Source organism: Methylobacterium mesophilicum, from assembly GCF_036441335.1.
Classification (GTDB): Bacteria; Pseudomonadota; Alphaproteobacteria; order Rhizobiales; family Beijerinckiaceae; genus Methylobacterium; species Methylobacterium mesophilicum_B.
Genome location: NZ_MLBW01000034.1, coordinates 1023081 through 1049450, shown reverse-complemented (window position 1 = coordinate 1049450; position 26370 = coordinate 1023081). Strand labels below are relative to the sequence as shown.

At 72.3% G+C, this 26370-nt stretch carries 22 protein-coding genes, 3 tRNA genes and 1 pseudogene; 12 read left to right on the top strand and 14 right to left on the bottom strand.

Translation table 11 applies throughout. The features are described from left to right. Nucleotides 1-184: 184 nt before the first annotated feature. Both MMR14E_RS25735 and MMR14E_RS25730 read left to right on the top strand, forming a co-directional pair. Nucleotides 185-367, top strand: coding sequence for a hypothetical protein (locus tag MMR14E_RS25735; protein WP_331318198.1), 183 nt, complete (start codon nt 185-187; stop codon nt 365-367). 71 nt (nt 368-438) lie between these two features. After that, nucleotides 439-756 (top strand): hypothetical protein, encoded by a 318-nt coding sequence (locus MMR14E_RS25730; RefSeq protein WP_331318197.1) that lies wholly within the window; start codon nt 439-441, stop codon nt 754-756. A gap of 659 nt (nt 757-1415) precedes the next feature. On the opposite strand, the gene MMR14E_RS25725 is transcribed toward MMR14E_RS25730, so the two are convergent. After that, complete coding sequence (locus MMR14E_RS25725) at nt 1416-1658, bottom strand: hypothetical protein (RefSeq protein ID WP_331318195.1); 243 nt, start codon at nt 1656-1658, stop codon at nt 1416-1418. A 308-nt stretch (nt 1659-1966) separates the two neighbouring features. Beyond that, nucleotides 1967-2042 (bottom strand) — tRNA-Asn (locus tag MMR14E_RS25720). A gap of 264 nt (nt 2043-2306) precedes the next feature. Here MMR14E_RS25720 and MMR14E_RS25715 point away from each other — a divergent pair. Beyond that, nucleotides 2307-2558, top strand: coding sequence for a hypothetical protein (locus MMR14E_RS25715; RefSeq protein WP_331318194.1), 252 nt, complete (start codon nt 2307-2309; stop codon nt 2556-2558). A 310-nt stretch (nt 2559-2868) separates the two neighbouring features. Then, on the top strand, nt 2869-4548 hold the full coding sequence (locus MMR14E_RS25710) for a HAMP domain-containing methyl-accepting chemotaxis protein (RefSeq protein ID WP_331318192.1): 1680 nt from the start codon (nt 2869-2871) through the stop codon (nt 4546-4548). A 48-nt stretch (nt 4549-4596) separates the two neighbouring features. Here the strand turns inward: MMR14E_RS25710 and MMR14E_RS25705 are convergent. The 3 genes from MMR14E_RS25705 to rocF form a co-directional block, all read right to left on the bottom strand. Beyond that, nucleotides 4597-4670, bottom strand: a tRNA-Cys gene (locus MMR14E_RS25705). Nucleotides 4671-4787: 117 nt separating this feature from the next. Then, on the bottom strand, nt 4788-5639 hold the full coding sequence (locus MMR14E_RS25700; RefSeq protein ID WP_331318190.1) for an urease accessory protein UreD: 852 nt from the start codon (nt 5637-5639) through the stop codon (nt 4788-4790). Beyond that, nucleotides 5639-6607: an arginase gene (rocF, locus tag MMR14E_RS25695; RefSeq protein ID WP_331318188.1), complete on the bottom strand. Its 969-nt coding sequence runs from the start codon at nt 6605-6607 to the stop codon at nt 5639-5641. Before rocF ends, MMR14E_RS25700 begins: the two co-directional genes overlap by 1 nt. 407 nt (nt 6608-7014) lie before the next feature. Here rocF and MMR14E_RS25690 point away from each other — a divergent pair, with 407 nt between their 5' ends. Then, a complete protein-coding gene (locus MMR14E_RS25690) occupies nt 7015-9171 on the top strand; it encodes a methyl-accepting chemotaxis protein (RefSeq protein ID WP_331318186.1) in 2157 nt (718 codons plus the stop codon). 24 nt (nt 9172-9195) lie between these two features. Here the strand turns inward: MMR14E_RS25690 and MMR14E_RS25685 are convergent, their stop codons facing one another. Next, a complete protein-coding gene (locus MMR14E_RS25685) occupies nt 9196-10605 on the bottom strand; it encodes an ATP-binding protein (RefSeq protein ID WP_331318185.1) in 1410 nt (469 codons plus the stop codon). Further along, the gene (locus MMR14E_RS25680) at nt 10602-11357 is read right to left on the bottom strand and encodes a response regulator (protein WP_331318183.1); all 756 of its coding nucleotides are present in this window, start codon (nt 11355-11357) and stop codon (nt 10602-10604) included. Before MMR14E_RS25680 ends, MMR14E_RS25685 begins: the two co-directional genes overlap by 4 nt. Before the next feature lie 124 nt (nt 11358-11481). Here MMR14E_RS25680 and MMR14E_RS25675 point away from each other — a divergent pair, with 124 nt between their 5' ends. From MMR14E_RS25675 to MMR14E_RS25665, 3 genes are all read left to right on the top strand, one after another. Beyond that, a complete protein-coding gene (locus MMR14E_RS25675) occupies nt 11482-12726 on the top strand; it encodes an acyl-CoA dehydrogenase family protein (protein WP_331318182.1) in 1245 nt (414 codons plus the stop codon). A gap of 126 nt (nt 12727-12852) precedes the next feature. Beyond that, complete coding sequence (locus tag MMR14E_RS25670) at nt 12853-14718, top strand: glycoside hydrolase family 15 protein (protein WP_331318180.1); 1866 nt, start codon at nt 12853-12855, stop codon at nt 14716-14718. Between the two features lie 69 nt (nt 14719-14787). Further along, the gene (locus tag MMR14E_RS25665; protein ID WP_331318179.1) at nt 14788-14946 is read left to right on the top strand and encodes a hypothetical protein; all 159 of its coding nucleotides are present in this window, start codon (nt 14788-14790) and stop codon (nt 14944-14946) included. 36 nt (nt 14947-14982) lie between these two features. Here the strand turns inward: MMR14E_RS25665 and MMR14E_RS25660 are convergent, their stop codons facing one another. After that, nucleotides 14983-16335, bottom strand: a complete 1353-nt coding sequence (locus tag MMR14E_RS25660; protein ID WP_331318177.1) for an L-serine ammonia-lyase — start codon at nt 16333-16335, stop codon at nt 14983-14985. Further along, on the bottom strand, nt 16332-16688 hold the full coding sequence (locus MMR14E_RS25655; RefSeq protein ID WP_331318175.1) for a hypothetical protein: 357 nt from the start codon (nt 16686-16688) through the stop codon (nt 16332-16334). The genes MMR14E_RS25660 and MMR14E_RS25655 overlap by 4 nt, the downstream gene beginning before the upstream one ends. A gap of 305 nt (nt 16689-16993) precedes the next feature. Between MMR14E_RS25655 and MMR14E_RS25650 the strand changes: the two genes are divergently transcribed. After that, the gene (locus tag MMR14E_RS25650; protein ID WP_331318173.1) at nt 16994-17506 is read left to right on the top strand and encodes a CYTH domain-containing protein; all 513 of its coding nucleotides are present in this window, start codon (nt 16994-16996) and stop codon (nt 17504-17506) included. A 20-nt stretch (nt 17507-17526) separates the two neighbouring features. Here MMR14E_RS25650 and MMR14E_RS25645 read toward each other — a convergent pair whose 3' ends face one another. Beyond that, entirely contained in the window at nt 17527-18270 is a 744-nt protein-coding gene (locus MMR14E_RS25645; RefSeq protein WP_331318171.1) for a dienelactone hydrolase family protein, read from the bottom strand. Nucleotides 18271-18562: 292 nt separating this feature from the next. On the opposite strand from MMR14E_RS25645, the pseudogene MMR14E_RS29385 reads away from it, so the two are divergent. Both MMR14E_RS29385 and MMR14E_RS25630 read left to right on the top strand, forming a co-directional pair. Next, a pseudogene (locus tag MMR14E_RS29385) lies at nt 18563-21261 on the top strand (excinuclease ABC subunit A). A 210-nt stretch (nt 21262-21471) separates the two neighbouring features. Continuing rightward, nucleotides 21472-21762 carry a hypothetical protein gene (locus MMR14E_RS25630; protein WP_331318168.1) on the top strand — a complete coding sequence of 97 codons (291 nt, stop codon included), beginning with the start codon at nt 21472-21474 and terminating at the stop codon, nt 21760-21762. A 141-nt stretch (nt 21763-21903) separates the two neighbouring features. Here MMR14E_RS25630 and MMR14E_RS25625 read toward each other — a convergent pair whose 3' ends face one another. From MMR14E_RS25625 to MMR14E_RS25610, 4 genes are all read right to left on the bottom strand, one after another. After that, entirely contained in the window at nt 21904-22176 is a 273-nt protein-coding gene (locus tag MMR14E_RS25625; RefSeq protein WP_331318166.1) for a hypothetical protein, read from the bottom strand. 267 nt (nt 22177-22443) lie between these two features. Next, nucleotides 22444-22519: transfer RNA gene (locus MMR14E_RS25620), tRNA-Lys, on the bottom strand. A 100-nt stretch (nt 22520-22619) separates the two neighbouring features. Beyond that, a complete protein-coding gene (locus MMR14E_RS25615; RefSeq protein WP_331318165.1) occupies nt 22620-24185 on the bottom strand; it encodes a 2-isopropylmalate synthase in 1566 nt (521 codons plus the stop codon). 330 nt (nt 24186-24515) lie between these two features. Then, entirely contained in the window at nt 24516-25361 is an 846-nt protein-coding gene (locus MMR14E_RS25610; RefSeq protein ID WP_331318164.1) for a hypothetical protein, read from the bottom strand. A gap of 206 nt (nt 25362-25567) precedes the next feature. On the opposite strand from MMR14E_RS25610, the gene MMR14E_RS25605 reads away from it, so the two are divergent. Continuing rightward, nucleotides 25568-26305, top strand: coding sequence for a carbonic anhydrase (locus MMR14E_RS25605; RefSeq protein WP_419539418.1), 738 nt, complete (start codon nt 25568-25570; stop codon nt 26303-26305). Nucleotides 26306-26370 lie beyond the last annotated feature (65 nt).

Below are 26370 nucleotides of genomic sequence, written 5' to 3'. Positions count from 1 at the left end.
CTGCCGGAGTAGTGGACCCCATAAGGGCGCTCTATCGGCCCCATGACCGATTGAACACATGTATAATTCTGATCAAAAGCTTCAGCGTGCGCGGATCAGATCTGGCGCGTGATTGCGAAACCCGCGTCCGGAACGGTGCGGACCGTCTCGGGTTGTCCCCGTATTCGGCCAACACGGGGTAACCATGACGACCAAGCCACCGCCTGTTCCGCCGGCCAACCGGTCCGACAAGGGGCCCGGCGGCGCCACCGAAGCGCCGCTCACGCAGGGCCGTGCCGGATCCCAGACCATGGATCCGGACAAATTTGGCCAGGCCGGCAATTCCAAGGTGAACACCACCAACCAGGGCTACCAGCAGGACCGCTGACGGCCCGATCCGCCCGGGTGCCGCGCGCCGCCGCGCCCGACGAGAGTGTTGATCCGCACCGGAGGATGATCATGGCGAATGCCAGTCGGCACAAGGTCGGCCCGGGCGCCCAGGGCAAAGGAACCGGAAGCGGGGCCATGTCGGAACTGCCCGAGGGCGTGCTGACCGAGAACATGGTGCTCAGCAACCGCGACAAGTCCCGGCACAGCGACGAGCGGGGCCTGGACAGCAAGAACGTCCAGACCGAGCAGTATCAGGACCATGCCGGCAATCGGCAGGTGGCCGCCGGCATCGACGCTGACGCCGACGGCAACACGAGCGGCTTGGCGAACCCGAAGACGAACGAGTCCGGGGCGCAGAGCAGCCTGAAGCGTCAGCAGACCTCGTAGGCGCCCTGTCCATGACCGGGAGGCGCGGCGCATGTTCCCGCGGCTCCCGGCGCGCACCGCACCGCAGCTGTGCGGGCCGACATCGGTGCGCCGCGTCCGACCCTCGCGCCGTGAAGCGGATGGACCGCGGCGCCGGCGACACCGTTGCGGAGAGGCGCCCTGTCGCGACTGCGCGGCCCGGCCGCGGCGCTTCTCGGCTCTGCCGCCCCGCGCGCCCGCGCGCAGGCCTTGGATCCCGCACGGGGACCGAGGCCGTGCGATCCGACGGGTCGCTCGGGATGCCGTCCCTGCGGCTGACCGGCGGCGTCGTCGTGTTCGCGATCCTGTACGCGCTGCGCGCCGGACGGCGGCGGGACGAACGGCAGTCTTCCGAGGTCGGAGAACCGTGCGGGCTGCCCCCGCCCCGTCCGCGAACATCGCGACGAGGCGGAGAAACGGACCGTGTTGTCGCCGAAGACCGCGCCTGCGCGCCACGGTTACGATCCTGCGACCCGCAGCGCGGGGCCGATCTCGGTCGAGACGGGCGTCGCCATCGCTGCCGGTAAGCCTCGATCGACCCGGCGGTGGCCGCATCGGACGCGGAGCGGCCCAGCCACGCTGCGGCGTCGGGGCCGGCTTGACCCGCCGGATCAGCGACTCGGCGCGACCGCACGCCGCCGCTAGGAGTCCGCCACGGTCCCGTCATCCCCGCCGGTCGCACCGACCGCGGGCCCGGGCCGATACGCGTCGAGCGTCGCGTAGGCATCCGTTCCGGTGAGCCCGAGCCGTTCCATATCGGTCAGCAGCGCCAGGATATCGGCGTCGACCGGCTCGCCGGCTTCCTTGCGCTCGATCAGGGTATTGACCAGCTCCAGGTCGCTGATCGACGCCGCGCTGGGTTCGTTCGGATCGGTGAAGGCCATGACCGGTCTCTCGCAGGACGGATCCGGGATCTAGGTCGCCGCCGTCCGCCCGACCACACGCGGCCGTCGGCTCCCGTAGATCTCGGCGAGGAACGGTCCGCGGCGGCGCCCGGACCCAGCACCGTCTGCCGGCGGTCGCGCTGCGGTGCGGATCGGACCGGTCGCCGTCGCGCCCGTATCGCGTCAGTCGAACACGGCGCAAAGGACGTATTGCCGAGCGCCGGAACGGCAACGCTGGTCCCGGACCTCAGCACCCGATGCGGGAGCCCGGCCGAAAACTGAGCGCGATCGAGTTGTTGGGCAATGGATGGCTCCCCGAGCAGGACTCGAACCTGCGACAAGGCGATTAACAGTCGCCTGCTCTACCAACTGAGCTATCGGGGATCACGAGGGGGTCTCTACACACCGCGATCGCGGGACGCAAGGGCCTCGATGCGGGATCTGCGCTCAAAGCGACGCGCGGTGCCCTGCGACAGAGCGCGACAGCCTTCCGGAGCCGATCGGCGGGACCGGAGTGTGGCCCATCGGCAACATGGCCCCGCACCCCCGTCGCCTGACTCGCCGGGTCTCCGGGGCGGCGCCCGCGGGACGTCATCCGGTTGTCGTTACACGCACCTACGGGGGCCGCCTCGCCGGCGTGCCGGTGTGATGACCCCGCGACCCATGCCGACCCATCGCTGTCTCGACCCTCTGGATCCCTACGCCGAGCGCGAGGTCTGCGTCGCCTTCGAGTGGACCGCCGGTCATCCCCGGCTGATCGCGGCTCTGGACGAGCACGAGGCCGACATCCTCCCCGACCTCGTCGAGGCGCAGCGCGACGATCTCCGTCGCGAGATCGTCGCCGCCCGTCAGCTGCCGAAGACGCGCATCCCCGGCCGGCCCGAGATCCGGCTGCCGTGATCGCCAACCGGATACGTTGCCGGTGCGCGTAGCACGCGGTCCGAGCGGGACCGGACGAATTCGATCTCGGCACCGGAGGCCGCCGCCTGCGCGCGGAACTGCATCGACGGCCCTCGACTGGCCGAAATCGGCGAGATCTGATCGCTTGATATCTGTGAATTTCCGGCGAAAACCGGCCTTTTGTCGGCAATTGAGTCGCAACAGGCAAGTAGAAAATAAGTGAATTTGCCGGCTATATTTACCTGTCGAAAAAGTTTTGTTTCTGTATAGCTGCGGCCGAGCGACTCTCTGTCCGAAGCGGCTCCTCATCATGCGCATCTCACTCGGTTTGAAGCTCTCCGCGGTGATCGGTCTGCTGGCCCTGGTGGCGATCGCCATCGCCGCCTTCGCGGTCCGCCAGTCGAACTGGGAACAGGAGCGCGCGGCCGCCACCGACCGGATCTGGAACGCCGGCCTGCAGGCGGGCGCGCTGGGACAGGCGATCGAGCACGCGGTGGTGCAGGCCACGGCCCTCTACACCGCGGAGGACACGACCGAGGCGCGAACCCGCCTGTCGGCGCTCCACGACGCCCTCGCCACGGTGGAGCAGGTGCGAGGGCCGTTCCTCGAGGCCATGGAGGATCAGCTTCCCGCCGACCGCCGGCGGCGCTTCGACCTCTTCGTCAAGGAATTCATCGCGTACCAGACCGACACCGCCGAACTCGGCCTGACGGTCTCGCCCAAGGCTGCCCTGATCCAGGCGACGGACGACGCGACCGTGAAGAACCGCGAGCGCATGGTCGCCGAGATCGGCATCCTCGGACAGGAGGTGTTGAACCGCCTGAATGCGCGTCGCGCCGCGGACGCCGCCGACCGCCGCCAGGCGCGGATCACCCTGGTGGTCGTGCCGGCCGTGGCGCTGGCTCTCGGCCTGCTCGCGGCGATCTGGATCATCGTGAGTCAGGTGCGGCGGCCGCTGCATCGGCTCAAGGACGGCATGACGGCGCTCGCCGCGAGCGATCTCGACCGCGCGATCCCGTTCACGCATCGCCGCGACGAGATCGGCGAGATGGCCGCCGCGATCGCGGCGTTCCGCACGGCCCTGATCGAGAAGCGCGACCTCGACGCGGAGGCGCAGGCGCGGCGCGACCGCGACCGCAGCCGGGCCGAGGCCCTGGCCGCGGCGACGCGCGCCTTCGAGGCCGAGACGCATCGCGCCGTCACGGATCTCGCCGGCTCGGCCGAGGCGATGGAGGCGGCGGCCGACACCCTCTCGGGCAACGCGGGCGCGATGGCCGCCGAGGCGGCCGTCGTGGCCGGGGCGTCGAACCAGAGCGCGGGCCTCGTCGACAGCGTCGCCAGCGCGGCCGAGGAACTCTCGGCCTCGGCGCGGGAGATCGGGGCGCGTGTCCGGCACACCAGCGCGATCGCCACCTCGGCGCTCTCCGACACGCAGGGGCTCAAGGAGACGGTGATGAGCCTCTCGCAGGCGGCCGAGGAGATCGGCGCCGTGGTCACGCTGATCCGCGAGGTCGCCGAGCAGACGAACCTGCTCGCGCTCAACGCGACGATCGAGGCGGCCCGCGCGGGGGCTGCCGGGCGGGGCTTCGCGGTGGTCGCCGCGGAGGTGAAGGCGCTGGCCGGCCAGACGGCGCTCGCGACCGACCGCATCACCGGGCAGGTCGGGTCGATCCAGGGCGCCGCCGGGCGCACGGTCGGCGCCATCGGCACGATCGGCGAGACGATCGCCCGGATGAGCCTGATCGCGTCCGAGGTGGCCGACGCCACCGACCAGCAGGGCCAGGCCAGCCAGGAGATCGCGCGGGCGATCTCCGGCGCGGCGGCGGAGGCCCGGCAGGTCTCGGAGAGCGTGGCGGGCGTTCAGTCCGCGGCCGCGTCCAACGAGGCGCAGGCCGGCCAGGTGCGCGGCAGCGCCGCCCGGGTCAATGCCGGGACGCACAGCCTGCAGCGGGCGATCGAGACCTTCATGGTGGAGGTCCGCGACGCCTGACGGGCGCCGCATCGGCGCGTCGCGGCCGGTTCAGGTGTCTGGGAAGGATGGAGGCCTCGCCCGGAATCGAACCGGGGTGCAAGGATTTGCAGTCCTCTGCGTAACCACTCCGCCACGAGGCCTTCCCGAACGGCGGTGCCGTCCCGTCCGGAGCTTGGCGGACAGCTCCGGGTGCGCGTCTCTAGCAGAGGTCGACGGTCGCAGGCAACGGCCCCGAGACCCGGATTGTGCGGACCGCGTCAGCTCTGCCAGACCCGGGGCATCGGTAGGCCCCGGTAGCCCGCCAGGAACCGGGCGACGAGCCCCCGCAGGGGCCCGACCGCGTCGCCCAGCGCGCGGACCGCCAGATGGCCGTTCCAGGCGCTCGCCGCCGCCGTCGTTCCGGGCGCCGCGGCCTCGGCCAGACGGGTCCGCGCCTCGTCGAGGCGCCCCTCCGCGCCGGGGGAAACGTCGAGGATCGTCGCGCAGGCGCGGGCGCCGCCGCCGATGGCCGGGCGGGCGAGGTGGTCGCTGATCGGCCCTTCCAGCAGCACGTCGTCGGCGTAGGCGAGGCGCCCGCCCCGGCGGATGCGCCACGAATCCTTGAACAGCCCGTCGCCGATCCGCTCGCCCCTTGCGGCGCGGCCGAACGCCACGACCTCCACGGCGATCAGCGCGGCCCCCTCGGCCAGATCGGCCTCGAAGCGCCGCCGCACCCGGGCGCGATCGAACAGGATCGTCTCCTGCGGCAGCCAGGCGAGGCCGGCCCCCTCCCCCAGGGTCAGGGTGTTGGCGATGCGGCTCACGGGTCCGTCCGAGCGGTAGATCTTCTCGGCCGCCGTGGTGGTCAGCACCAGGTCGGCCCCGGGTTCCAGGGCGAGGTCGATGGCGAAGGTGTCGCCGCAGGCCACGCCGCCCGCGGTGTTGACCAGAACGGCCTCCAGCGCGCCGGTCCCGCGGGGGAAGCGCAGCCGCGACGGCCCGGCTTCCGCCAGATCCAGGATGCGCGTCCCGCCGCCCGGACGGGCCGGCCCGACGCGCAGCCGGACGCGCCCNGCGGGCGCGGTCCCGGTCGTCTCGGGCGGGGCCGACGGTGCGGGACGGCCGTGCATCAGGCGCGCCCGGCCGGCTCTGCCGGCACGGCCTCGATCGGCAGGGTCGGCCGATCGAGGATGCGCCGGCCGAACAGGCTGGCCACCAGCTCGACCAGCACCCGGGCGCTGCGGCCGCGCTCGTCCAGGAAGGGGTTGAGTTCCACCACGTCGAGGGAGCGGACCAGCCCGGAATCGTGGAGCATCTCCATGATCAGGTGCGCCTCCCGGAAGGTCGCGCCGCCCGGAACGGTGGTGCCCACCGCCGGGGCGATCGACGGATCGAGGAAATCGATGTCGAGGCTGACATGGAGATGCGCCCCCTGCGCGGCGACGCGGTCGAGCACCCGCCGCAGGGGGGCCACCACGCCGAACTCGTCGATCGTGCGCATGTCGGTGACGCCGACCCGGCGCGCCGTCACGAGGGCGCGCTCGCCGGCGTCGATCGACCGGAGGCCGAACAGGTGGACGTCGGCGGGTGGCAGGGGCGCCGGCGCGGGCTCGGCGAAGAGCGGCGGGAAGCCCGGCTCGCCGCACAGGGCGGCGAGCGGCATGCCGTGGACGTTGCCGGAGGGCGAGGTCGCCGGCGTGTTGAAGTCGGCGTGGGCGTCGAGCCAGAGCACGAAGACGGACCGGCCGTGCCGCGCGCAGTGCCGCATCACCCCGTCGACGGAGCCCAGGGACAGGCTGTGGTCGCCGCCGGCGGTCAGCGGGAGCGCCCCGGCGTCGAGGGCGTCCTCCACGGCCCTCGACAGGGCGCGCGTCCAGGCGGCGACACCCTCGAGCCCGCGCGTCCCGGCAGGCCCGTCCGGCACGACGTCGCCGCGATCCGCGATCGCGTGGCCGAGTTCGGCGAGCGCCCGGACGAGACCGGCCGTGCGCAGGGCGGCCGGGCCCATGAGGGCGCCGGCCTCGCTGGTCCCGACCTCGATCGGCGCCCCGATCAGCGCGATGCTGCGCGCCCGGTCCGACTGGTCTTCGCCGCTCATCCCACCTCCATCGCCGTCCCGGAGCACCGGTGCTCCGCGGCCGCTCTACCATCCGGACTCATAACCGTCCGATGACGGTGACCGCGAGACCGGATCGGCCAGCAAGATCCGTGACGGTGCGCCCGGGCCGGGATCGCGGCCGCGAGAAGATGCGCGCTCCGGGGGCGCGCCCGGGGCCGGCCATCCGTCACCGCGCCCGAGGTTCCGACGCCGACCCGCCCGGCGGAACCTTGCCGGGCGGGAGAATTGACCATTCACAACTTGGATTGTTGGTGTCTGGACTGCCTCGTAAGTTGTATGTGTCGGGTCTGCTGAAGGTCCGAGCAGTGTATTGGTGTTTACGAGATTTTTATAAGGATTGGGCGATTGGTACGCCTCAAGCAATCTCTCAAAGATTCAGGGTCATCATGATCACGCTATCGCGGCTGAGCACGCGCCTTCCCGCGACGACCGTCGGCCTGGCGCTCCTGAGCGCCACCGCCATGGGCGGCTTCAGCTGGTACTCGGCGCGGGCGGGCCTGATGGCCGCGGCCCACGAGCGGCTCGAGCTCGCCGCGGCGGCGCGCCGGGACGCGATCGAGCTGGTGGCGGACCGGGCGCAGGCCGACTTCCTGGCGGTGGCGGCGCACCCGCAGATCGTCTCGAACTTCCCCGACCTGCTCGAGAACCTCGACCCGGCGAAGCCCGACACTGCGAGCGTGATCGAGGCGTTCCGCGCGCCGCAGACCGCCGAGGCGCGGGTCGCGCTCGACGGCAGCGGCATGCCGTCGATGTATGCCCGCCGGCACGTGAAGGTCCAGGAGGTGGCGCGCAAGCTCGTCGCGCAGCCGGGCTACGCCGACCTGCTGTTCCTCGATGACAACGGCCGGATCGACTACACCACGACGAAGGGTGCCGATTTCGGCAAGTCGGTGACGGACGACGGCCTGGCGGGGACGGCGCTCGCCCGCCTCGTCGAGCGCCTGAGATCCGCCGATCCGGGCGCGGTCCTCTACGAGGATTTCGCCGCCTACCCGGTGGACGGGGTCCCGGCCGCCTTCCTCGGCCGCGCCATGACCAAGCGGGCGAACGTCGCCATGGGCACGGCCCAGGCGGCCGAGCGGATCGGCTTCATCGTCATGCGGGTCACGCCGGCGCTGTTCGACCAGACGCTGTCGAAGCGGACCGGCCTCGGCGACACGGGTCAGATCCTGGCGGTCGGCGCGGACGGCCTCCTGCGCAGCAACCCGCCGCTGAACCCCGCCGTGCATGCCGGCGCGGGTCTCGGCGGGATCGGCCTCGCCGCCGACCGGGTCAAGGCCGGCGGTCCCGTCGACTTCGCGGCGGAGAACGGCGCCCACATGGCGGCCGCCTCGCCGGTGACCGTCCTGGGCGCGCCCTGGACGGTGGTGGCGGAGCAGACCCAGGCGGAGGCGATCGACGCGGTCCAGGCCCTGTCGCGCACGCTGATCCTGACCGGCCTGTTCGTGCTCGCCGGAACGGCCCTGCTCGGCCTCCTGCTCGCCCGCTCGATCGTGGCGCCGCTCGGCGCCCTGACCCGCGCGCTCAAGGCCCTCGCCGAGCGCCAGGCGCTGACCGACGTGCCGGGCAGCGCGCGGCGGGACGAGATCGGCGACATCGCCCGCGCCGTGGTCACGATCCGCGACATGTCGCTGGAGGAGGCCGCGCAGCAGCTCCAGACCACGGAGGCCGCGCGCCTGCGGGAGGAGCAGAGCCGGCGGGCCATGCTGAAGCAGCTGGCCGACGGCTTCGAGCGCTCGGTCGGCGGCATCGTCGAGGGCCTGACCGGCGCGGTCACGGAGCTGCAAGGGGCCTCGGACACCATGCGCGCCGCGGTCTCCAGCACCTCCGAGCGCTCGACCAGCGTCGCCGGGGCCGCGCAGCAGACCTCCGACAACGTCAACACCGTGGCCGCCGCGGCCGAGGAACTCGGCGCGACCGTCCAGGAGATCGGCCGGCAGGTCGAGCAGGCGGCCGGGATGTCCGCCACCGCCGTCGGCGAGGCCCGCCGGGCCGAGCAGACCATGACCGACCTCGCCGCGGCCGCGACGCGCATCGGCGACGTGGTCGGCATGGTCTCGACGATCGCCGGGCAGACCAACCTGCTGGCGCTCAACGCCACGATCGAGGCCGCCCGTGCCGGCGAGGCCGGCCGCGGCTTCGCGGTGGTCGCCGCCGAGGTCAAGGAACTCGCCGCGCAGACCACCCGCGCCACCGAGGAGATCAGCCGTCAGGTCGCCTCGATCCAGACGGTCACGGGTGACGCGGCCGGGGCGATCCAGGGCATCACGGCCCAGATCGAGGCGATGAACCAGGTGTCGACCAGCATCGCCGCCGCAGTGGACCAGCAGGGCGTCACCACGCAGGACATCGTGCGCAGCATGGGGCAGGCGTCGTCCGGCACCGGCACGATGACCCTGGAGATCGCCGAGGTCGCCCGGGTCGCGGGCGATGCCGGGGAGGCCGCGGACTCGGTCGCGCAGGCGTCCGATTCCCTGGCGTCGCGCTCGGAGCAGCTCCGCGCGGAGGTCGCGCAGTTCCTCCGCAACGTGCGGGCGGCGTAGGCCGGTCGCGACCCCGGGGCGGCCTCAGGCCGCCTCGGCCGGGAGCGGCGCGGGCTTCTGCGCCGCGCGCCCCGCGAAGGCCTGAGCGGCCAGCGGCAGCTCGATCGCAGCGCAGAGCCCGCCATCGGGGCGGTTCTCCAGCCGCAGGCGCCCGTTATGGGCCTCGACGATGGCCTGCACGATCGAGAGGCCGAGGCCGAAGCCGCTGGCCTCGTTGAGATTGCGGGCTCGGTCGCCGCGCACGAAGGGCTGGAGCATCGCCTCGCGCTCCGCCTCGGGGATCCCCGGGCCGTTATCCAGGATGCAGACCCGGACACCGCGCTCGGACGCTTCCATCTGCACCTCGGCCCGGCCGCCGTACTTCACGGCGTTGTCCACGAGGTTGGTGACCGCGCGCTGGAGTTCCTCGGGCCGGCCCTGGACCAGGACGTGCCGGCTGCGGCTGACGCTGACCGGGGCGCCGAAATCCGAGTAGTCGTCGCAGACCGTCTGCACCACCGAGGCGAGATCCACGAGGCTGTGGCTGTTCGCGTCGCGGATCTGGCCGTCGCGCACGAAGGAGAGCGCCGCCTCGACGAGGCCGTTCATCTGGTCGAGGTCGCGCAGGGTCGAGGCCCGGGCATTCTCGTCCTCGATGAACTCGGCGCGCAGGCGGAGCCGGGTGATCGGCGTGCGCAGGTCGTGGCTGATCGCCGCCAGCATCTGCGTCCGGTCGTCGATCAGGCGGCGGACGCGCGACCGCATCCGGTCCAGCGCCCGGGACACGGCCAGCACCTCGCGCGGGCCCGCCTCCGGCAGCGCCACGTGGTCGTCGCGGGCGCCGAAGGCTTCCGCCGCGCCCGCGAGCCGCTTGAGCGGCGCCGTGAGGGCGCGCGTGGCCCAGACGCAGAGCAGCGCCAGCGTCAGCGCCAGGAACACCACGGTGAAGATCAGCGCCCCCTGGCGGGGGCCCCTCAGGGGATCGTTCGGCAGCGTCGCCTGGACCCGCACACCGGCCGGCGTGACGATGCCGATATGGAGGCGCCCGTCCGACGTGCCGCGCGCTCGGTCGCCCGCGGCGAGGTCGGTGATCGTCACCGGCCGGCCGGCGCCGTAGCGCAGCTTGCGGATTACCGGCAGGTCGGGGGCCGGCTTCGCCCCCGGCGGCACCGTCCCGTCCCAGGGCTCGACCTGGATCAGCGGCAGGCTGCGACCGCTCGCCAGCAGCGCCGGCCGCGCCGCCGGGTCAGCGGCGTCCATGAGTCTCACGAGCACGCCGAGACGGCTCGCGGCCACGCCCGGCAGCGTGTCGGGATTCTGGGACTCGTGCAGCATCAGGAACGCCGCGGTGGCGACCACGTGGGCCACCGCGATGCCGGCGACCACGAGCAGCGCGATCTGGCCGGCGATGGTCTTCGGGCGCAGCCGCGCGCGGAGCCGCCCCAGCCCGCTCATGACCGCGTCACCTCGGGCGTGAAAAGGTAGCCCCCGGACCGGATCGTGCGGATGAACTCGGGGTTGCGTGTGTCGCGCTCGATCTTCTGGCGGATCCGGGAGATCAGCACGTCGATGCTCCGCTCGAACGGGCCCGCGGCCCGGCCCTGGGTGAGGTCGAGGAGCTGGTCCCGCGACAGCACCCGCCCCGGTCGGAGGCAGAGGGCGTGGAGCAGGTCGAACTCCGCCCCGGTGATCGAGATGCGGGCGCCCTCGGGCGACAGGACCTGCCGCAGGGAGACGTCCAGCGTCCAGCCCGAGAAGTGCAGGCGCCGCCGCTCGTCGGCGTCCGGCGCCTCGGCGGCGACCCGGCGCAGGATCGCGCGGATGCGGGCGAGCAGCTCGCGCGGATTGAACGGCTTGGCGAGGTAGTCGTCGGCGCCGAGTTCGAGGCCGAGGATCCGGTCCACGTCCTCGGATTTCGCGGTCAGGATCAGGATCGGGATCTGCGAGGTGCCGCGCAGGCGCTTGCACAGGCTCAGTCCGTCCTCGCCGGGAAGCATCAGGTCGAGCACGATGAGGTCGATGCGCGCTTCCGCCAGGATCCGGTCCATGTCGGCCCCGTCACCGGCGAGCGTGACGCGGCAATCGTTGCCGCGCAGGTAGCGCGCGATCAGCGCCGAGATCTCCCGATCGTCCTCGACGACGAGGATGTGGGGTGTTGCGGGTGCGCTCATCGCAAAGGAGTCGGTCTGCGGGTCGGCCTGCATCATCAGGCTATTATGACGCCTTCCGCCGATTATTCGAAGGTGGGGCACGGAACCAATTTGTAAGCGCGTGTTTCCCGCACGGACCTGAACTGAGTTGCCGCACGGCGTCACACCACAGGGGGGAACGATGACCGGAACCGAGGATCGGAAGGACCTGATCGCGCCGCGGCCGCCGGAACTCGCCTCGCCCTGGCGGACCGAGGCGCGGGCGGCGCTGCAGGCCGAGGCCCGCGCCTTCGCCCGCGACACCGTCCTGCCACTCGCCGACGAGCTCGACCGTCACAAGGCCGAGATGCCGCGGACGCTCATCGACGCCATGGCCGAGAAGGGCTGGTTCGGGATCACGATCCCGGCGGAGCACGGCGGCCTGGGGCTCGGCGTGTTCGAGTACTGCCTCGTCTCGGAGGAGCTGGCCCGCGCCTGGCTGTCGGTCGGCAGCATCCTGGCCCGCGGCCAGGGACTCGGCACCCAGACCCTCGATCCGGAGCGCCGGGCGGAGCTGCTCCGGCGCTCGGCCCGGGGGCAGTGGATCGGCTCGATCTCCCTGTCGGAGCCCGATGCCGGGTCCGACCTCGCCGGCGTGCAGACCCGGGCGGTGCGCGACGGCGACCGGTGGCGGATCACCGGGACCAAGCGCTGGGCCGGCTTCGCCAAGGGCGCCGACTTCATCGAGGTCCTGGCCCGGACCCGCGACCCGGAGCCGGGGGAGTCGCGCTCGGCCGGCCTCGAACCGTTCCTCGTGCTCAAGGAGCGCGACAGCTTCCCCGCCGGCGTGACCGGCCGGGTGATCGACAAGATCGGCTATCACGGCTTCCAGACCTTCGAGCTGACCCTGGAGGACGTGTGCGTGCCCGAGAGCGACCGGCTCACAGGTCTCTACGGCGACCAGGGGGCGGACGCGGATTCCGGCGGGTTCGCCGCCGTCCAGCGCGGCCTCAACATCGCCCGGGTCCACACCGCGGCGCGGGCGGTGGGCGTCGCCCGCGCGGCGGTCGAGGATTGCCAGTGCTACCTCCAGGAGCGGGTCCAGTTCGGCCACCCGATCGGCGACTTCCAGGCGCTGCGCTTCGCGCTGGCCGACATGGCGGCCGAGGTCGCGCAGGCGCGCGCCTTCTGGCATCAGGTCGCCCACCTCCTCGACCAGGGCGAGCCCGCCGAGAGCGAGTCGGCGATGGTGAAGCTCCTGGCCACCGAGACGGCGGTGCGGGTCACCAATCAGGCCATGCAGCTCCACGGCGGCAACGGCTACACCACCGAGCGCCGCGTCGAGCGCTACTGGCGCGACGCGCGGCTGACGACGATCTTCGAGGGCACCAGCGAGATCCAGCGGCGGATCATCAGCGACCGCATGCTGCCGAGGCCCGGGGCCTGACCGACCGGGATCGATCGCGAGCGGCCGTGCGGCGAATCGTCGAGCGGGACTCCCCGCAACACGCCGTTCGGCTACCTCAGCACTCTGTCCTGCCCGGCAGACCGGGTACCGCCATCCGGAAGCCCCGTGTCGAAGCCCATCAGCGATTACGCCCTCATCGGGGACACCCACTCCTGCGCGCTGATCGCCCGGGACGGCTCCATCGACTGGCTGTGCTGGCCGCGCCACGATTCGCCGGCCCTGTTCGTCAAGCTCCTCGACGACGACAAGGGCGGGGCGTGCAGCCTCGCCCTCGACGGCCCGACCGGGAGTGCGCGCCGGTACCTCCCCGACACCAACATCCTGGAGACGACCTTTTCCACGGAGACCGGCCGGGCGCGCCTCGTCGACCTGATGCCCGTCAACCCGCCGAGCCCGGAGCCCGAGGAGGGGCCGGACGGCGAGAGCGAGAGCCGCCTGATCCGGCTGCTGACCTGCGAGCAGGGTCGGGTCTCGGGCGTGTTCCGGGTCCGCCCGACCTTCGACTACGCCCGCCGCCCCTGCACGCCGCTGGTCGAGGGCGGGTCGGTCCTGTTCGAGGCGGGGGACTGGCGCGTGCGGGTCAACGCGCAGCCCTGCCCGACCCTCGCGGGGGATTCGGCCGAGATCCGGTTCGACCTCGCGGAGGGCGAGACCGCCTATCTCGTCCTGACCCACGGCGAGGATCAGGACGAGGCCTGCATCGAGGACTTCGCCGGGGCCCGGCGCCGCCTGGAGACGACCGCCGATTACTGGCGGCGCTGGAGCGCCCGCAGCACCTATCGCGGTGCCTACCGGGACGCCGTGATGCGGTCCGCCCTGTGCCTGAAGCTGCTGACCTACTCGCCCTCGGGCGGGATCGTCGCGGCCGCGACGGCGGGCCTGCCCGAGGCGGTGCCGGGCAACCGCAACTACGATTACCGCTTCACCTGGATGCGGGACGCCGCCTTCACGGTCACCGCCTTCGTGATGCTGGGCTACGTCCGCGAGGCGTCCGAGTTCCTGCGCTTCCTGCGCGAGCGCGACGGCACCTTCGGGCGGGAGACGCGGCTCATGTACGGCATCGCCGGCGACATGCCGCCGGAGGAGGAACTGAGTCACCTCGCCGGCTGGAACGGCGTGGGGCCCGTGGTGATCGGCAACATCGCCGAGTGCCAGGACCAGCACGACATCTACGGCGAGCTGCTCCGGGCGCTGTGCGTGTTCCTCGAGGCGGTGGATTACGACCCGCCCGAGAAGGTCAACGACCGGCTGCCGGAGGTGCTGGACAACCTCACCGCCCGGGCCATCCGGCACCGCCACGACCCCGATAACGGCATCTGGGAGCTGCGCACCGGTCCGCGCCAGCAGGTCCACACCAAGGCGATGCTCTGGGTCGCCCTGCGGGACGCGGCCCGGATCGCCCGCAACATCGCGGGTGTATCGGACGCGAGGATCGCCGAGTGGGAGCGGATCGCCGCCGAGATCCGGTCGGAATACCTCGAGCGGGGATGGAGCGCCGAGAAGCAGGCCTATGTCGGCGCCTACGACTCGCACCATCTCGACGCCGCTGTCCTGCGCGTCGCCCTGTTCGGGGCCCTCGACCCGCGGGAGCCGCGCATGCGCGCGACCCTGGCGGCGGTCGAGCGCGAGCTGGGCGTCGGCGACCTGATCTACCGCTACCGCATGGAGGACGGCCTGGAGGGTGACGAGGGCACGTTCACGGCCTGCGCGTTCTGGCGGGTCGGCTGCCTCGCCCTCGACGGGCGGACCGACGAGGCCAAGGCCACGTTCGAGCGGCTGATCGCCCGGTGCAACGATGTCGGGCTGCTCGCCGAGGAGATCGACCCGGCCACCGGCGCCCAGCGCGGGAACACGCCGCAGGGCTTCTCCCACATGGCCCTGATCAACGCCGCGCTGCGGCTGGAGGACAGCATCGCGCGCTTCGGCGTGGACGACGGGGCGGAGACCGCGGCCCGGACTGCCGCCGAGTAGCGACGCTCCGGTTCCCGACGCGGGCCGGTCGGCGCCCTCAACGCCGCGCCGGGCAGCGTGCGGATCCTCGTGCAGGACAGTAGGCTCGCGGAGGCGCCGGTCAACGTCCATCCCCTGGTCAGCACGCGCACCCTGACCCTCACGCCGGACGATCTGCTGGCCGCGCTCCGCGCGGACGGGCACGCGCCGGAGCCGTTCGCGCTGCCGGAGGCGGCGTGGGCGCCCTGACGCGGCTTCCTGCGAGGGCGGAGAGCGACGGCGCGCTCAGCAGGCGGCGACGTTGACCGCGAGGCCGCCGAGGGACGTTTCCTTGTACTTGGCCTGCATGTCGTGCCCGGTCTGGCGCATCGTCTCGATGACCTGATCGAGGCTCACGAAGTGCACCCCGTCGCCGTGGAGGGCGAGGGAGGCGGCCGCCACCGCCTTGTTGGCGCCGAAGGCGTTGCGCTCGATGCAGGGGATCTGGACGAGCCCGCCGATCGGGTCGCAGGTCATGCCCAGATGGTGCTCCATGGCGATCTCGGCGGCGTTGGCGACCTGCCGCGCGTCGCCCCCGAGCACGGCGGCGAGCCCGGCCGCCGCCATGGCGGCCGCGGAGCCGACCTCGCCCTGGCAGCCGACCTCGGCGCCCGAGATCGAGGCCCGGCGCTTGATCAGGCCGCCGATCGCGGCGGCGGCGAGGAGGTAGTCGCGGCCCCGCGCCTCGCTCCAGCCGGGATAGAAGTCGACGATGTAGCGCAGCACCGCCGGCACGATCCCGGCCGCGCCGTTGGTCGGCGCCGTCACGATCCGGCCGCCGGACGCGTTCTCCTCGTTCACCGCCAGGGCGAACAGGCTGATCCAGTCCATGATCTCGTGGGCGGGCCGGCTGTTCGCGAGGCGGTTCGCCTCGAGGGTCTCGTGCAGGCGCTTCGCCCGCCGCCGGACCCTGAGGCCGCCGGGCAGCTCGCCGTCCATGCGCAGGCCGCGGGCGATGCAGGCCAGCATGGCGTCGCGGACGGCGTCGAGCCCAGCCTCGATCTCGGCCTCGCCGCGCAGGGCGCGCTCGTTGGCCATCTGGACCTGCGGGATGGTGAGGCCCGTCTCGGCACAGATCCGCAGCAGGTCGGCGCCGCTCTCGAACGGGTGGGGCAGTGCGACGGTGCCGAGGCCGGCGGCCTCCGCCGCCCCCTCCTCCTCGACGAAGCCGCCGCCGACCGAGTAGCAGACGACCTCGTCCAGCACGGCGCCGTCGGCGTCGAGGGCGCGGAAGCGCATGCCGTTGGTGTGGCGGGGCAGCACCTCGGTGAAGTTGAAGATCAGGTCCTTCGTCGTGTCGAAGGCGACGCCCGGCAGGCCGATGGCGCCGGTCTCGGCCAGCCCCCGCGTGTAGCCCGCCACGGCGTCCGGATCGACGGTCGCGGGCTCGTGGCCGAGCAGGCCGAGGAAGATCGCCACGTCGGTGCCGTGGCCGCGCCCGGTCCAGGCGAGGGAGCCGAAGATCTCCGCGCTCACCCGCGCGACGCCGGTCCGGCCGGCGACGCGGTCGCGGAAGCGGCGCGCGGCCACCATCGGCCCGATCGTGTGGGAACTCGACGGGCCGATCCCGATCTTGAACAGATCGAAGGCGCTGATCATCGCGCGGCGGCTCTCTCCAGCTGGCCGGCCCCGAAGGCGGCCTCCTCCAGCAAGCCATACACGGAGTTCGCGAAGATCCGCCAGCACGCCACCCAGTATGTCGGGACCGGGCCGGGGCGACGGATCCGCACGATCTTGGCCTTGCCGAGGAGCGTGCGGGCGGCACTGCCCGCCGGGAAGGCGGCGTCGCCGAGGTCGAGGGGGCAGCCGGCCTCGAGAGTGATCGCGGCCGCGACCCCGCGGCCGTCGATCCCGACATTGCGGTGCGACACGTCCACGAGGGCGCGCCCGGCCGCCGACACGCGGAGGAACACCGGGAGGTCGGGCCACTCGGTCTGGAGGTGATCCACCATGTGGGCCGGCACCCGGGCGGCGCCGCCCGTTGTGGTCGTGACGGGAAGCCCTCGGGCGACACGCGCGCCCACGGTCCCGCGATCGTCGACCCGGTCACGGAGACGGTACGGTTCGCGCCAGGGCGCGACGTCGCCGGAGCAAGGGCGATCCGAGACGCGGACGGCCGTTCCGACGCAGCGGTGCGCGGCACATCTGCGTCGAGGCTTCGTCCCGGTCCGGCGCGTCCGCACCGGAGCCCGCGGCACGCCTGACTCGGCGGCCCCGATGAGCTACGAGGCGTCCGGCCGAAGCGGTGGGCGCCTGGATGCGGTTAGAGATCGAGCGGAAGTTCCTCGTGGCGGGCGATGGCTGGCGTGCCGCGGCCACATCCATTCGTCACCTGAAGGACGGTCTGGTCGGTCACTTCGCCCGCGGGAAGGTCCGCGTGCGCCTCGACGGCGAGCGCGCCTGGCTCACGGTCAAGGGGGCCCGCGAAGGCATTGCCCGCGCGGAGTTCGAGTACGAGATCCCGCATGCCGACGGCGCCGCCATGGTCGATCAGGTGTGCACCGGCAACGTGATCGAGAAGACCCGGTACTGCGTCCCGCACGACGGGCTGACCTGGGAGGTCGACGTGTTCCAGGGCTCGCTGGCCGGGATGGTCCTGGCCGAAATCGAACTCGCGCGCGCCGACCAGTCCTTCAGGAAGCCCGCCTGGCTCGGCGAGGAGGTGACCGGCGACCTGCGGTTCCGCCAGTCGACGCTGCTCCATCTCTGCTGCGAGGCCGGCCGGCCGATCACGATGGACGACGTGCTGCGGCTGCCGGTGGCCGCCTAGCGCCGGATCGCGACCCTCGCTCAGCCGTCGCGGCGCAGGGTTCGGTCGAACAGGGCGCCCATCGCTGTCCAGCCGCGCTCCGCGGCCGCGCGATCGTGGACGGGGAAATCCGGCATCATCCAGCCGTGCGCGGCAGGGTAGGTCTCCGCCGCGTACCGGACATCCGCGCGCGACAGCGCCGTCTCCAGGCGCTCGGCCATCTCGGGCGGGTAGCTGCCGTCGTTCTCGGCGGCCGCGATGTACACCTCGGCTCTCAGCTTCGACGCGAGACGATGCGGGCTCGCGGGTTCCTCGGTGGCGAGATTGCCGCCGTGAAAGCTGGCGACGGCCGCGAACCGGCCGGGAAACGTGCCGGCCGCCGTGATGGCCATGCGGCCGCCCATGCAGAAGCCCACCGCGCCGACCGCGCGCCCGGCGACGTCGTCGCGCGTGTCGAGATAGGCGAGGAGGGCCGCAGTGTCGGCCGCGGCCTTAAGGTTGTCGGTCGTCGCCATCAGCGGACCGAGGATCGCGCGGAAATCGCCCTTGAACACCTCCGCGGGGACGAAGGGGCCATACGGCCCGTAGCGGTAGAAGAGATCCGGCAACAGGACGCGGTAGCCGCCGGTCGCGAGCCGCCTTGCCATGTCGACGAGGGCGGGACGGATGCCGCCGGCATCCATGTACAGGATCACGGCCGGCCAGGGCCCCGCGCCGTCCGGCGCGACGACGTGCGTCCCGCATACGCCGTCCTCGGTCCGGATCGCGACCTGCTCGTTGACCATGCTCGGTTCCTCGACGGGGCACCCGCACGTTCTGCGCCCGTCGTCGGAAAACCGCCAGGCCGTCGACCGCACCCGACGTCCTGGGCCGGCGGCGCTGCGGCGACCGTCCTCGCCGACCAGCAGGCCGTCCCCATCGCTCCGCCGGGAAGCCGGGTGGTCTGATCCGGTGCCGGTTCGCCGGCGCGGTCCGGCTTCGGTTTGCGGGCCGGACGGTATACGGGTCGCCGCGCCGGTCTCCGATCTCGCGAGTTCGCGATCTGCGGGGTCCCGGCCTCCGCCGAGAAGGCTGCTCATGGACGAGGCGAAACCCCGGCGCGAAACGACGATCGCGCGGGCGGGGGCGGGGCGGACGGGCTACGTCACGGTCCGGGGCGCGCGGGAGCACAACCTGCGCGACATAGACGTGGAGATGCCGCGCGATGCCCTCGTCGTGTTCACGGGCGTCTCCGGGTCCGGCAAGTCCTCGCTGGCCTTCGGGACCCTCTACGCGGAGGCCCAGCGCCGCTACTTCGAGTCGGTCGCGCCCTACGCGCGCCGGATGATCGACCAGGTCGGCGTCCCCGACGTCGATTCGATCGAGGGCCTTCCTCCGGCTGTCGCCCTCCAGCAGCAGCGCGGCACCCCCAGCGCGCGCTCGTCGGTCGGCAGCGTCACGACCCTGTCGAGCCTCGTGCGCCTGATGTACTCGCGCGCCGGCACCTACCCGCCCGGCCAGCCGATGCTCTACGCGGAGGATTTCTCGCCCAACACCCCGCAGGGCGCCTGCCCGTCCTGCGGCGGCCTCGGGCGGGTCTACCGGGCCACGGAAGCCTCGATGGTGCCGGATCCGTCCCTGACGATCCGCGAGCGTGCCGTCGCGGCCTGGCCGCAGGCCTGGGGCGGTCAGAACCTGAGGGACATCCTCGTCAGCCGGGGCGTCGACGTCGACACGCCCTGGCAGGCGCTGCCCCGGACGCTCCGGGACTGGATCCTGTTCACGGACGAGCAGCCGCAGGAACCGGTCTATGCCGGCCTGTCCCCGGAGCAGACGCGGCTCGCCCGCCGCCGTGGGCTGGAGCCGAGCTACATGGGCACGTTCACCAGCGCCCGCCGCCACGTGCTCGGCACGTTCACCAACTCGCAGAGCGCCCTGATGCGCCGCCGCGCCGCGAGCTACCTCGTGAGCGAGGATTGCCCGGCCTGTCACGGGAAGCGGCTGAAGCCCGAGGCGCTCTCGGTGACGTTCGCGGGGCTGGATATCGGCGACCTGTCGCGCATGCCGCTCACCGCGCTCGCCGAGGCCCTGCGGCCGGCGGCCGAGGACCGGCAGCCCGAGCCCGAGCCCGAGCCCGAGGCCGGGGCCGCGCNGCCACCCTCGACCGCGCGGTGGGCCGGAAGGACCGCGCCGCGCGGGCCGCGTCCGGCGGCTCGGCCCATGCGGGCGCGCCGGACGTGCGCGTCACGCCGAATCTGTCCATCGAGAAGCGCCTCGCGGCCCAGCGCCTGGCCTCCGACCTCATCGCGCGGATCGGGACGCTGGCGGATCTCGGTCTCGGCTACCTCTCGCTGGACCGGGCCACTACGACCCTGTCGTCGGGTGAGCTGCAGCGCCTCCGCCTGGCGACCCAGCTGCGCTCGCAGCTCTTCGGCGTCGTCTACGTGCTCGACGAGCCCACCGCCGGGCTTCACCCCGCCGACGGGGACGCCATGCACGACGCGCTGGCCGGGTTGCTCGCCGCGGGCAACTCGCTGTTCGTCGTCGAGCACGACATCGCCACGATGCGCCGCGCCGACTGGCTCGTCGATGTGGGACCGGAAGCGGGCGAGAACGGCGGCACGATCCTCTACAGCGGGCCGACGGAGGGCTTGCGTGACGTCGCGGCGTCGCGGACGCGGCTCTACCTGTTCGGGCTCGCGGAGGCGCCCCCGCGGCCGCTCCGGGAGCCCGCCGGGTGGCTGCGGCTGGAGGGCGTCGTCCGCAACAACCTGAAGGATGTGTCGGTCCCGTTCCCGATCGGGTGTCTCACCGCCGTGACCGGCGTCTCGGGTTCCGGGAAGTCGAGCCTGGTCAGCCACGCGCTGCTCGAGCTCGTCGGAGCGCGACTCGGCCGGCCGGTGAAGACCGAGGACGAGCCGGACGATCCGCTGGATGAGGCGCCGGGTCCGTCGGAGGGTCGCATCGCCGGCGCTCTGGACGGCATCGGGCGCTTGGTGAGGGTCGACCAGAAGCCCATCGGGCGCACGCCGCGCTCGAACCTCGCCACCTATACGGGCCTGTTCGACGCCGTCCGCAAGCTGTTCGCCGCGACGCCCGAGGCTCGGAAACGCCGCTACGATGCGGGCCGCTTCTCCTTCAACGTGGCCAAGGGGCGCTGTCCGGCCTGCGAGGGCGAGGGGTTCGTCAGCGTCGAGCTGCTGTTCATGCCGAGCGTCTACGCCCCCTGCCCGACCTGCCACGGCACGCGCTACGCGCCGGAGACGCTGGAGGTCACCTGGAGCGGGCTGAGCATCGCGGACGTGCTCGCCCTGACCGTCGACCGGGCCTGCGCGGCCTTCGCGGACGAGCCGTCCGTCCTGCGGCCGCTCACCGTGCTGCGCGATCTCGGCCTCGGCTACCTGCGGCTCGGTCAGCCGGCGACCGAGCTCTCCGGCGGCGAGGCTCAGCGCATCAAGCTCGCCACCGAGCTGCAGCGCGGCCAGCGCGGCGGCACGCTCTACGTCCTCGACGAGCCGACGACGGGCCTGCACCCGACCGACGTCGACCGCCTCATGGTCCAGCTCAACGGTCTGGTCGACGCGGGCAACACCGTCGTCATGGTCGAGCACGACATGCGCGTCGTCGCCCGGGCCGACCACGTGATCGACATGGGCCCCGGCGGCGGCGACCAGGGCGGCACCGTCGTGGCCGCCGGCCGGCCCGAGACCGTCGCCGCGGCTCCCACCAGCCGCACGGCGCCGTATCTGCGCGAGCAGCTCGCGATGACCGGCGATGCGGCGCGGCCGGCGGGCTGAGACCGAGATCCGCCACCCGCGCGGGGCAGATCGGAGCCGAGGATGCGCGCCGTCATCGCGAACACGCGTCCCGCGCGACCCGATCGGTGCCCGCATCGGGGATGCCGAAGAGCGCGCTGCAATGCAGGATCGATTATGATGACGTTCACGGGATCAGTCATGATCCGCTGGCGTTTCAATTGTTACTGTTGAAATCTCCGGAGGATTGCCATGGGCCTCGCCGCGTTCGCCGTGTTCGTCATTCCGTGGGTTCTGCTCGCGGTCTTTCTGACGCGGTCCCCCTCGGTTCTTCGCCTGGGCGCTGCACCGGCGCCGTGGCGGTACATCCCGACCCACAAGGAGATGGCCCGCGCCGATCGTCGCGCGATGCACCCGCATGACAGGCAAGGGTCCGGCGGGGTCTCGAACCGGGACCGGCCCGGCCGGAACGATCCGCCCGCGGGCGGTGCGCTGGGCACGAGCGCGGAGCCCACGGAGCCCGATGACAAGCTCAGCGCGTAGGCCGCACCGGCGTGCCGAGGCGGACGCCGCTGCCCGTTCCCGGGCCTATGGGGCGCCGCCGGACCGATCGGAGACCCACGCGCTGACCGGCACCGTCCCGCCGCGCGCCCGTCCCACGGGGCCGGCCAGGCAGCACGGAGGTCACGCACTCACGGTGGGGTGCGGCCTGCAGTAGCTGTCGCGCACCGCGGGAATATCGTCGTAGCCGTCGACGGTGCAGAAATACGTGCACACCAGCCACGCGGCCAGGGCGAGGCACAGAACGCCGTTGTAAGCCCACAGGCCGATCACGCGCCGGCTGGGCAGGTTCGGCAGTCCGACGACGGACCCCGGCACCCAGTCGACCGCGAAGACGATCGTGCAGAAGGCGCCCAGGACGCCGGCCATCATCACGGCGAGAGCGGTGGAGGTCATTGCGCTTCCCGCTCGCGGGGGCCGGGGAACAGGCGGCGCGGTTTAACGGTGCGCCCGACCTGCCTACGACGCCTTCTGGAGGACACGCGCGGCCGAAGACCCGTCACAGCTCCCTCCCGCCCCGCCGATCAGCGCCATGACAGCAAGCGGCGACGGCGTCGACAAACCGAGACTGGCAAGCGCACGACACCGGCACGCGTCGCGTTGGCTGCTTGATATGTGTGAGGGGTAAAGTGCCCATCAGGTCGGCGACCTGTCTGGAAGTCTTGGTGGGCGCACTAGGGTTCGAACCTAGGACCCGCTGATTAAGAGTCAGCTGCTCTACCAACTGAGCTATGCGCCCGATCGCGTCCGCGACCGCCCGGTGGCCACCAAGTCCGTCCGGGGTGGCGGGCTGATACCAACGCGGCCGGGGCCTGTCCACCCCCGGCCGCCTCTTTTTCTCATTCCGCCGCCGCATGCTGTGCATGCACGCGCACGGAATGGGCCGACAGCTTGTTCAGAGCCGAGAGGTACGCCTTCGCGGACGCCACCAGCGTGTCCGGATCGGCGCCGCGCGCGGTGACGCTGCGCTCGCCGTCCCGCAGGCGCACCGAGACCTCCGCCTGGGCGTCCGTCCCGCCGGTGACGGCGTGGACCTGGTACAGTTCCAGCTGCGCCTGGTGCGGGACCAGCGCCGAGATCGCGTTGAACACCGCGTCGACGGGCCCGTTGCCGTCCGCCTCCTCGATCCGCGTGCCGGTCTCGTCCGCGATCCGCAGCGTGGCGCGCTGCGGTCCGCGGGTTCCGGCGATCACCGACAGGGAGACCAGCCGGATCCGGTCGTGCGCCGTGGCGAGGTTCTCGTCGACCAGCGCCTCGATGTCCTCGTCGTAGACGTTCTTCTTCCGGTCGGCCAAGGCCTTGAACCGGTCGAAGGCGTCCTGGAACTGGTTGTCCGACAGATGCAGGCCGAGATCCTCCAGCTTGGAGCGGAACGCCGCCCGGCCCGAGTGCTTGCCCATCACCAGGGAAGTCTTGGTCAGCCCGACCGAGGCCGGCGTCATGATCTCGTAGGTCTCGGCGTTCTTGAGCATGCCGTCCTGGTGGATGCCGCTCTCGTGCGCGAAGGCGTTGCGGCCGACGATCGCCTTGTTGAACTGCACCGGGAAGTTCGTGGCGTGGCTCACGAGCTTGGAGGCGCGGGTCAGCATCGTCGACTCGACGCCGGTCTCGTAGGGCAGCACGTCGGCGCGGGTGCGCAGCGCCATCACGATCTCCTCGAGCGCAGCGTTGCCGGCCCGCTCGCCGATGCCGTTGATGGTGCACTCGACCTGCCGGGCGCCTCCCTCGATGCCCGCCAGGGAATTGGCGATCGCGAGGCCCAGGTCGTTGTGGCAGTGGACCGAGAATACGGCCTTGTCGGCGTTCGGCACCCGCTCGCGGACGTTCGCGAACATGTCGCGGTACTCCGACGGCGTGGCGTAGCCGACCGTATCGGGCAGGTTGATCGTCGTGGCGCCGGCCTTGATCGCCGCCTCGACGCAGCGGCACAGGTAATCGAGCGGCGTGCGGGTGGCGTCCATGGCCGACCATTCCACGTCCTCGACGAGGTCGCGGGCCTGGGCCACGGTCTTCAGGATGATCTCGACGACCTCGTCCTGGCTCTTGCGCATCTGGTGCGCGAGGTGGATCGGCGAGGTCGACACGAAGGTGTGGATGCGCGCGCGCTTGGCGTGGCGCACGGCCTCGCCGGCCCGAGCGATGTCGGCGGGGATCGCGCGGGCGAGGCCCGCGATGGTGGCGCGCTTGGTCCGGCGGGCGATCTCCGAGACCGCCTCGAAATCGCCGTTCGACGCGATGGGGAACCCGGCCTCGATGATGTCGACGCCCATCGTGTCGAGCAGCTCGGCGACCGCGAGCTTCTCGTCGAAGGTCATGGTGGCGCCGGGGCACTGCTCGCCGTCGCGCAGCGTCGTGTCGAAGATCAGGATCCGGTCGCGGGCGGAGGCGGTGCTGGTCGTGGTCATGGCATTACCCTGTCGCGGGCCGCCCGGCACGTGATGGCGCGGCGCGGCGTGGTGCCCTCGCGGGCGGATTCGCGAATGAACGAACTCCCCTGAAGGCCCAGGCGCGCGCCCGGACGGCCCTCAGGGGCGGGTAAGCAGAAGCGGAAGAAGGAGCCCGGAGCGGCGCGCACGGGACCGAAGCGCCGTAGAGGCGGCGCGGGCGGTCTCGGTCGCTGAGCCGGCTCTGGCCAAGGCTCGTCTCTCCTGTCGGCGACCCGCGCGGGACGTTCTCACGGCGCGGTGCTGCCCGTAGGTATCCCCGGAGCGGTCGGAACACAAGCGAGACGCGCGTCAGGAGGCGGTGGCCGGGACGGTCGCGGCCGGCAGGTCCGCGAGGACCGCCGCCGCGAGATCGTCGTAGAGCAGCATCTGCCCGGCGGCCCAGGACTCGAATTCGGCCAGCAGCGTCGGGTCGAACGCGGTCAGGCGACCGCCGCAGATCCGGATCCATCCCGCTGCCTCCGCCTCGCCGAGCAGATTGCCGACATGGGCGCGCGACACGTCCAGCCGCTCGGCGAGGCCGCGCAGGCCGAGCGACACCGCCGCCGGCGCGCCGGGCACCGCGGCGGCGTAGTGGGCCCCGACCAGGGCGGTCAGCAGCGGGTAGCCGCAATCCCGCCCGGCGAAATGGAGCACCCGCGGGAACGGCGCGATGAGCGTGCCGTGCCGCAGCACGTGGGCGGCCGACAGGCGGACCAGCTCCCCGAGCCGGTCGGGTCCGTCGAGCATCCCGGCGCGGCCCGGGTCGCGTCGGGTCACCGCGTCCATGGCGGCGACGAACAGGCGCCCGCTTCGCGCGATCTCGGTCACCAGGGCCGGCGCCGCCTGCAGGCATTTCACCCGTCCGTCGCCCCGATCCGCGGCCGCGGTGACGAATCGTCCGGCCTTCAGGGCCGACACGAAGCCGGCCGTCTGCCTCGGGCTCGATCCCACCATCGCCTGGAGGACGGTCAGGGTGGGGCGGGGGCCGCCGTGGTGTCGCCACGCGTAGTCGTTGTGGATCAGCATGAACGAGACCACGTAGCGCCCGATCTGGTTGAGCAGCTTGTGGCTGGGCCAAACTATCTGCGCCGGCTCGATCATGCCGCGGCAGTAACCGGCGACCGCCGGGCGGAAACCGTGCTCGGATCGAAGCAAGGCGATCCGATCCCGGAAATGATCGTCCAACATCCGTGCCCCGGTTCAGCCGGCTCCGGACCGGAGGGATGCCCCGCGCCCGGCCTCCGGTCCAGGATTTCCTGCAAAGTTTGGACTCTGTGGTGAAGAACGCGCCGGGATACGACTCGCAGTGCTTGTCTCAGCGCTGCCGAAGCGAGCGGTCCGCCGGGCCTGGCCGGCGTCAGATGCGAAGGGGACCGTCCACCGTGTGCGATCTGCATCGACCCTCTCTCTCCCGGCGCGGCCTGCTTGCGGCCGCGGCGGCCGGTACCGCGATGGGGGCGTCCGCCGGGATCCGGCGCGCCGAGGCGGCCCTCGACGGGGCGCGATCGAACGCCATCACGCCCGAGGCGGCCCTGACGCGACTGCGCGACGGCAACGGCCGCTACGTGGCCAACACGCCGGCGAATCGGGACTTCGCGGCCGGTCGCGCCGCGCGCGCCGCGGCGCAGTACCCGATCGCCTGCATCGTCGGCTGCGCCGACGCCCGGGTCGCCCCGGACTTCATCTTCGACCAGGGACCGGGCGATCTGTTCGTCGTCCGTGTCGCCGGCAACTTCGTCACCACCGACGGTCTCGCCAGCCTGGAATACGGCGTGTCGGTGCTCGGGGCGCCGCTGATCCTCGTGCTCGGCCACTCCGATTGCGGGGCCGTGAAGGCGACGATCGACGTCATGAAGACCGACGCGACCCTTTCCGGTCATCTCCCCGTGCTGATCGACGCGATTCGCCCGGCGGTGGACCTGGCCGAGAAGGCGCGGGCGCAGGATCCCCTGGCCGAGGCCATCGCCCAGAATGTTCGGCACAGTGTCCGGCGCCTGCAGCAGGCCGGGCCGATCCTCGCGGAGGCCGTCGCCGCCGGGCGCGTGAAGGTCGTGGGCGGCTTCTACGACATCGGCACCGGCCGGGTCGCGATGCTCTGATTGCGGGGGCGCGATCCGCCCCGGTGCGCGGGCGGGCGCCCGGCCGATGCGGGACGCCGATGCTG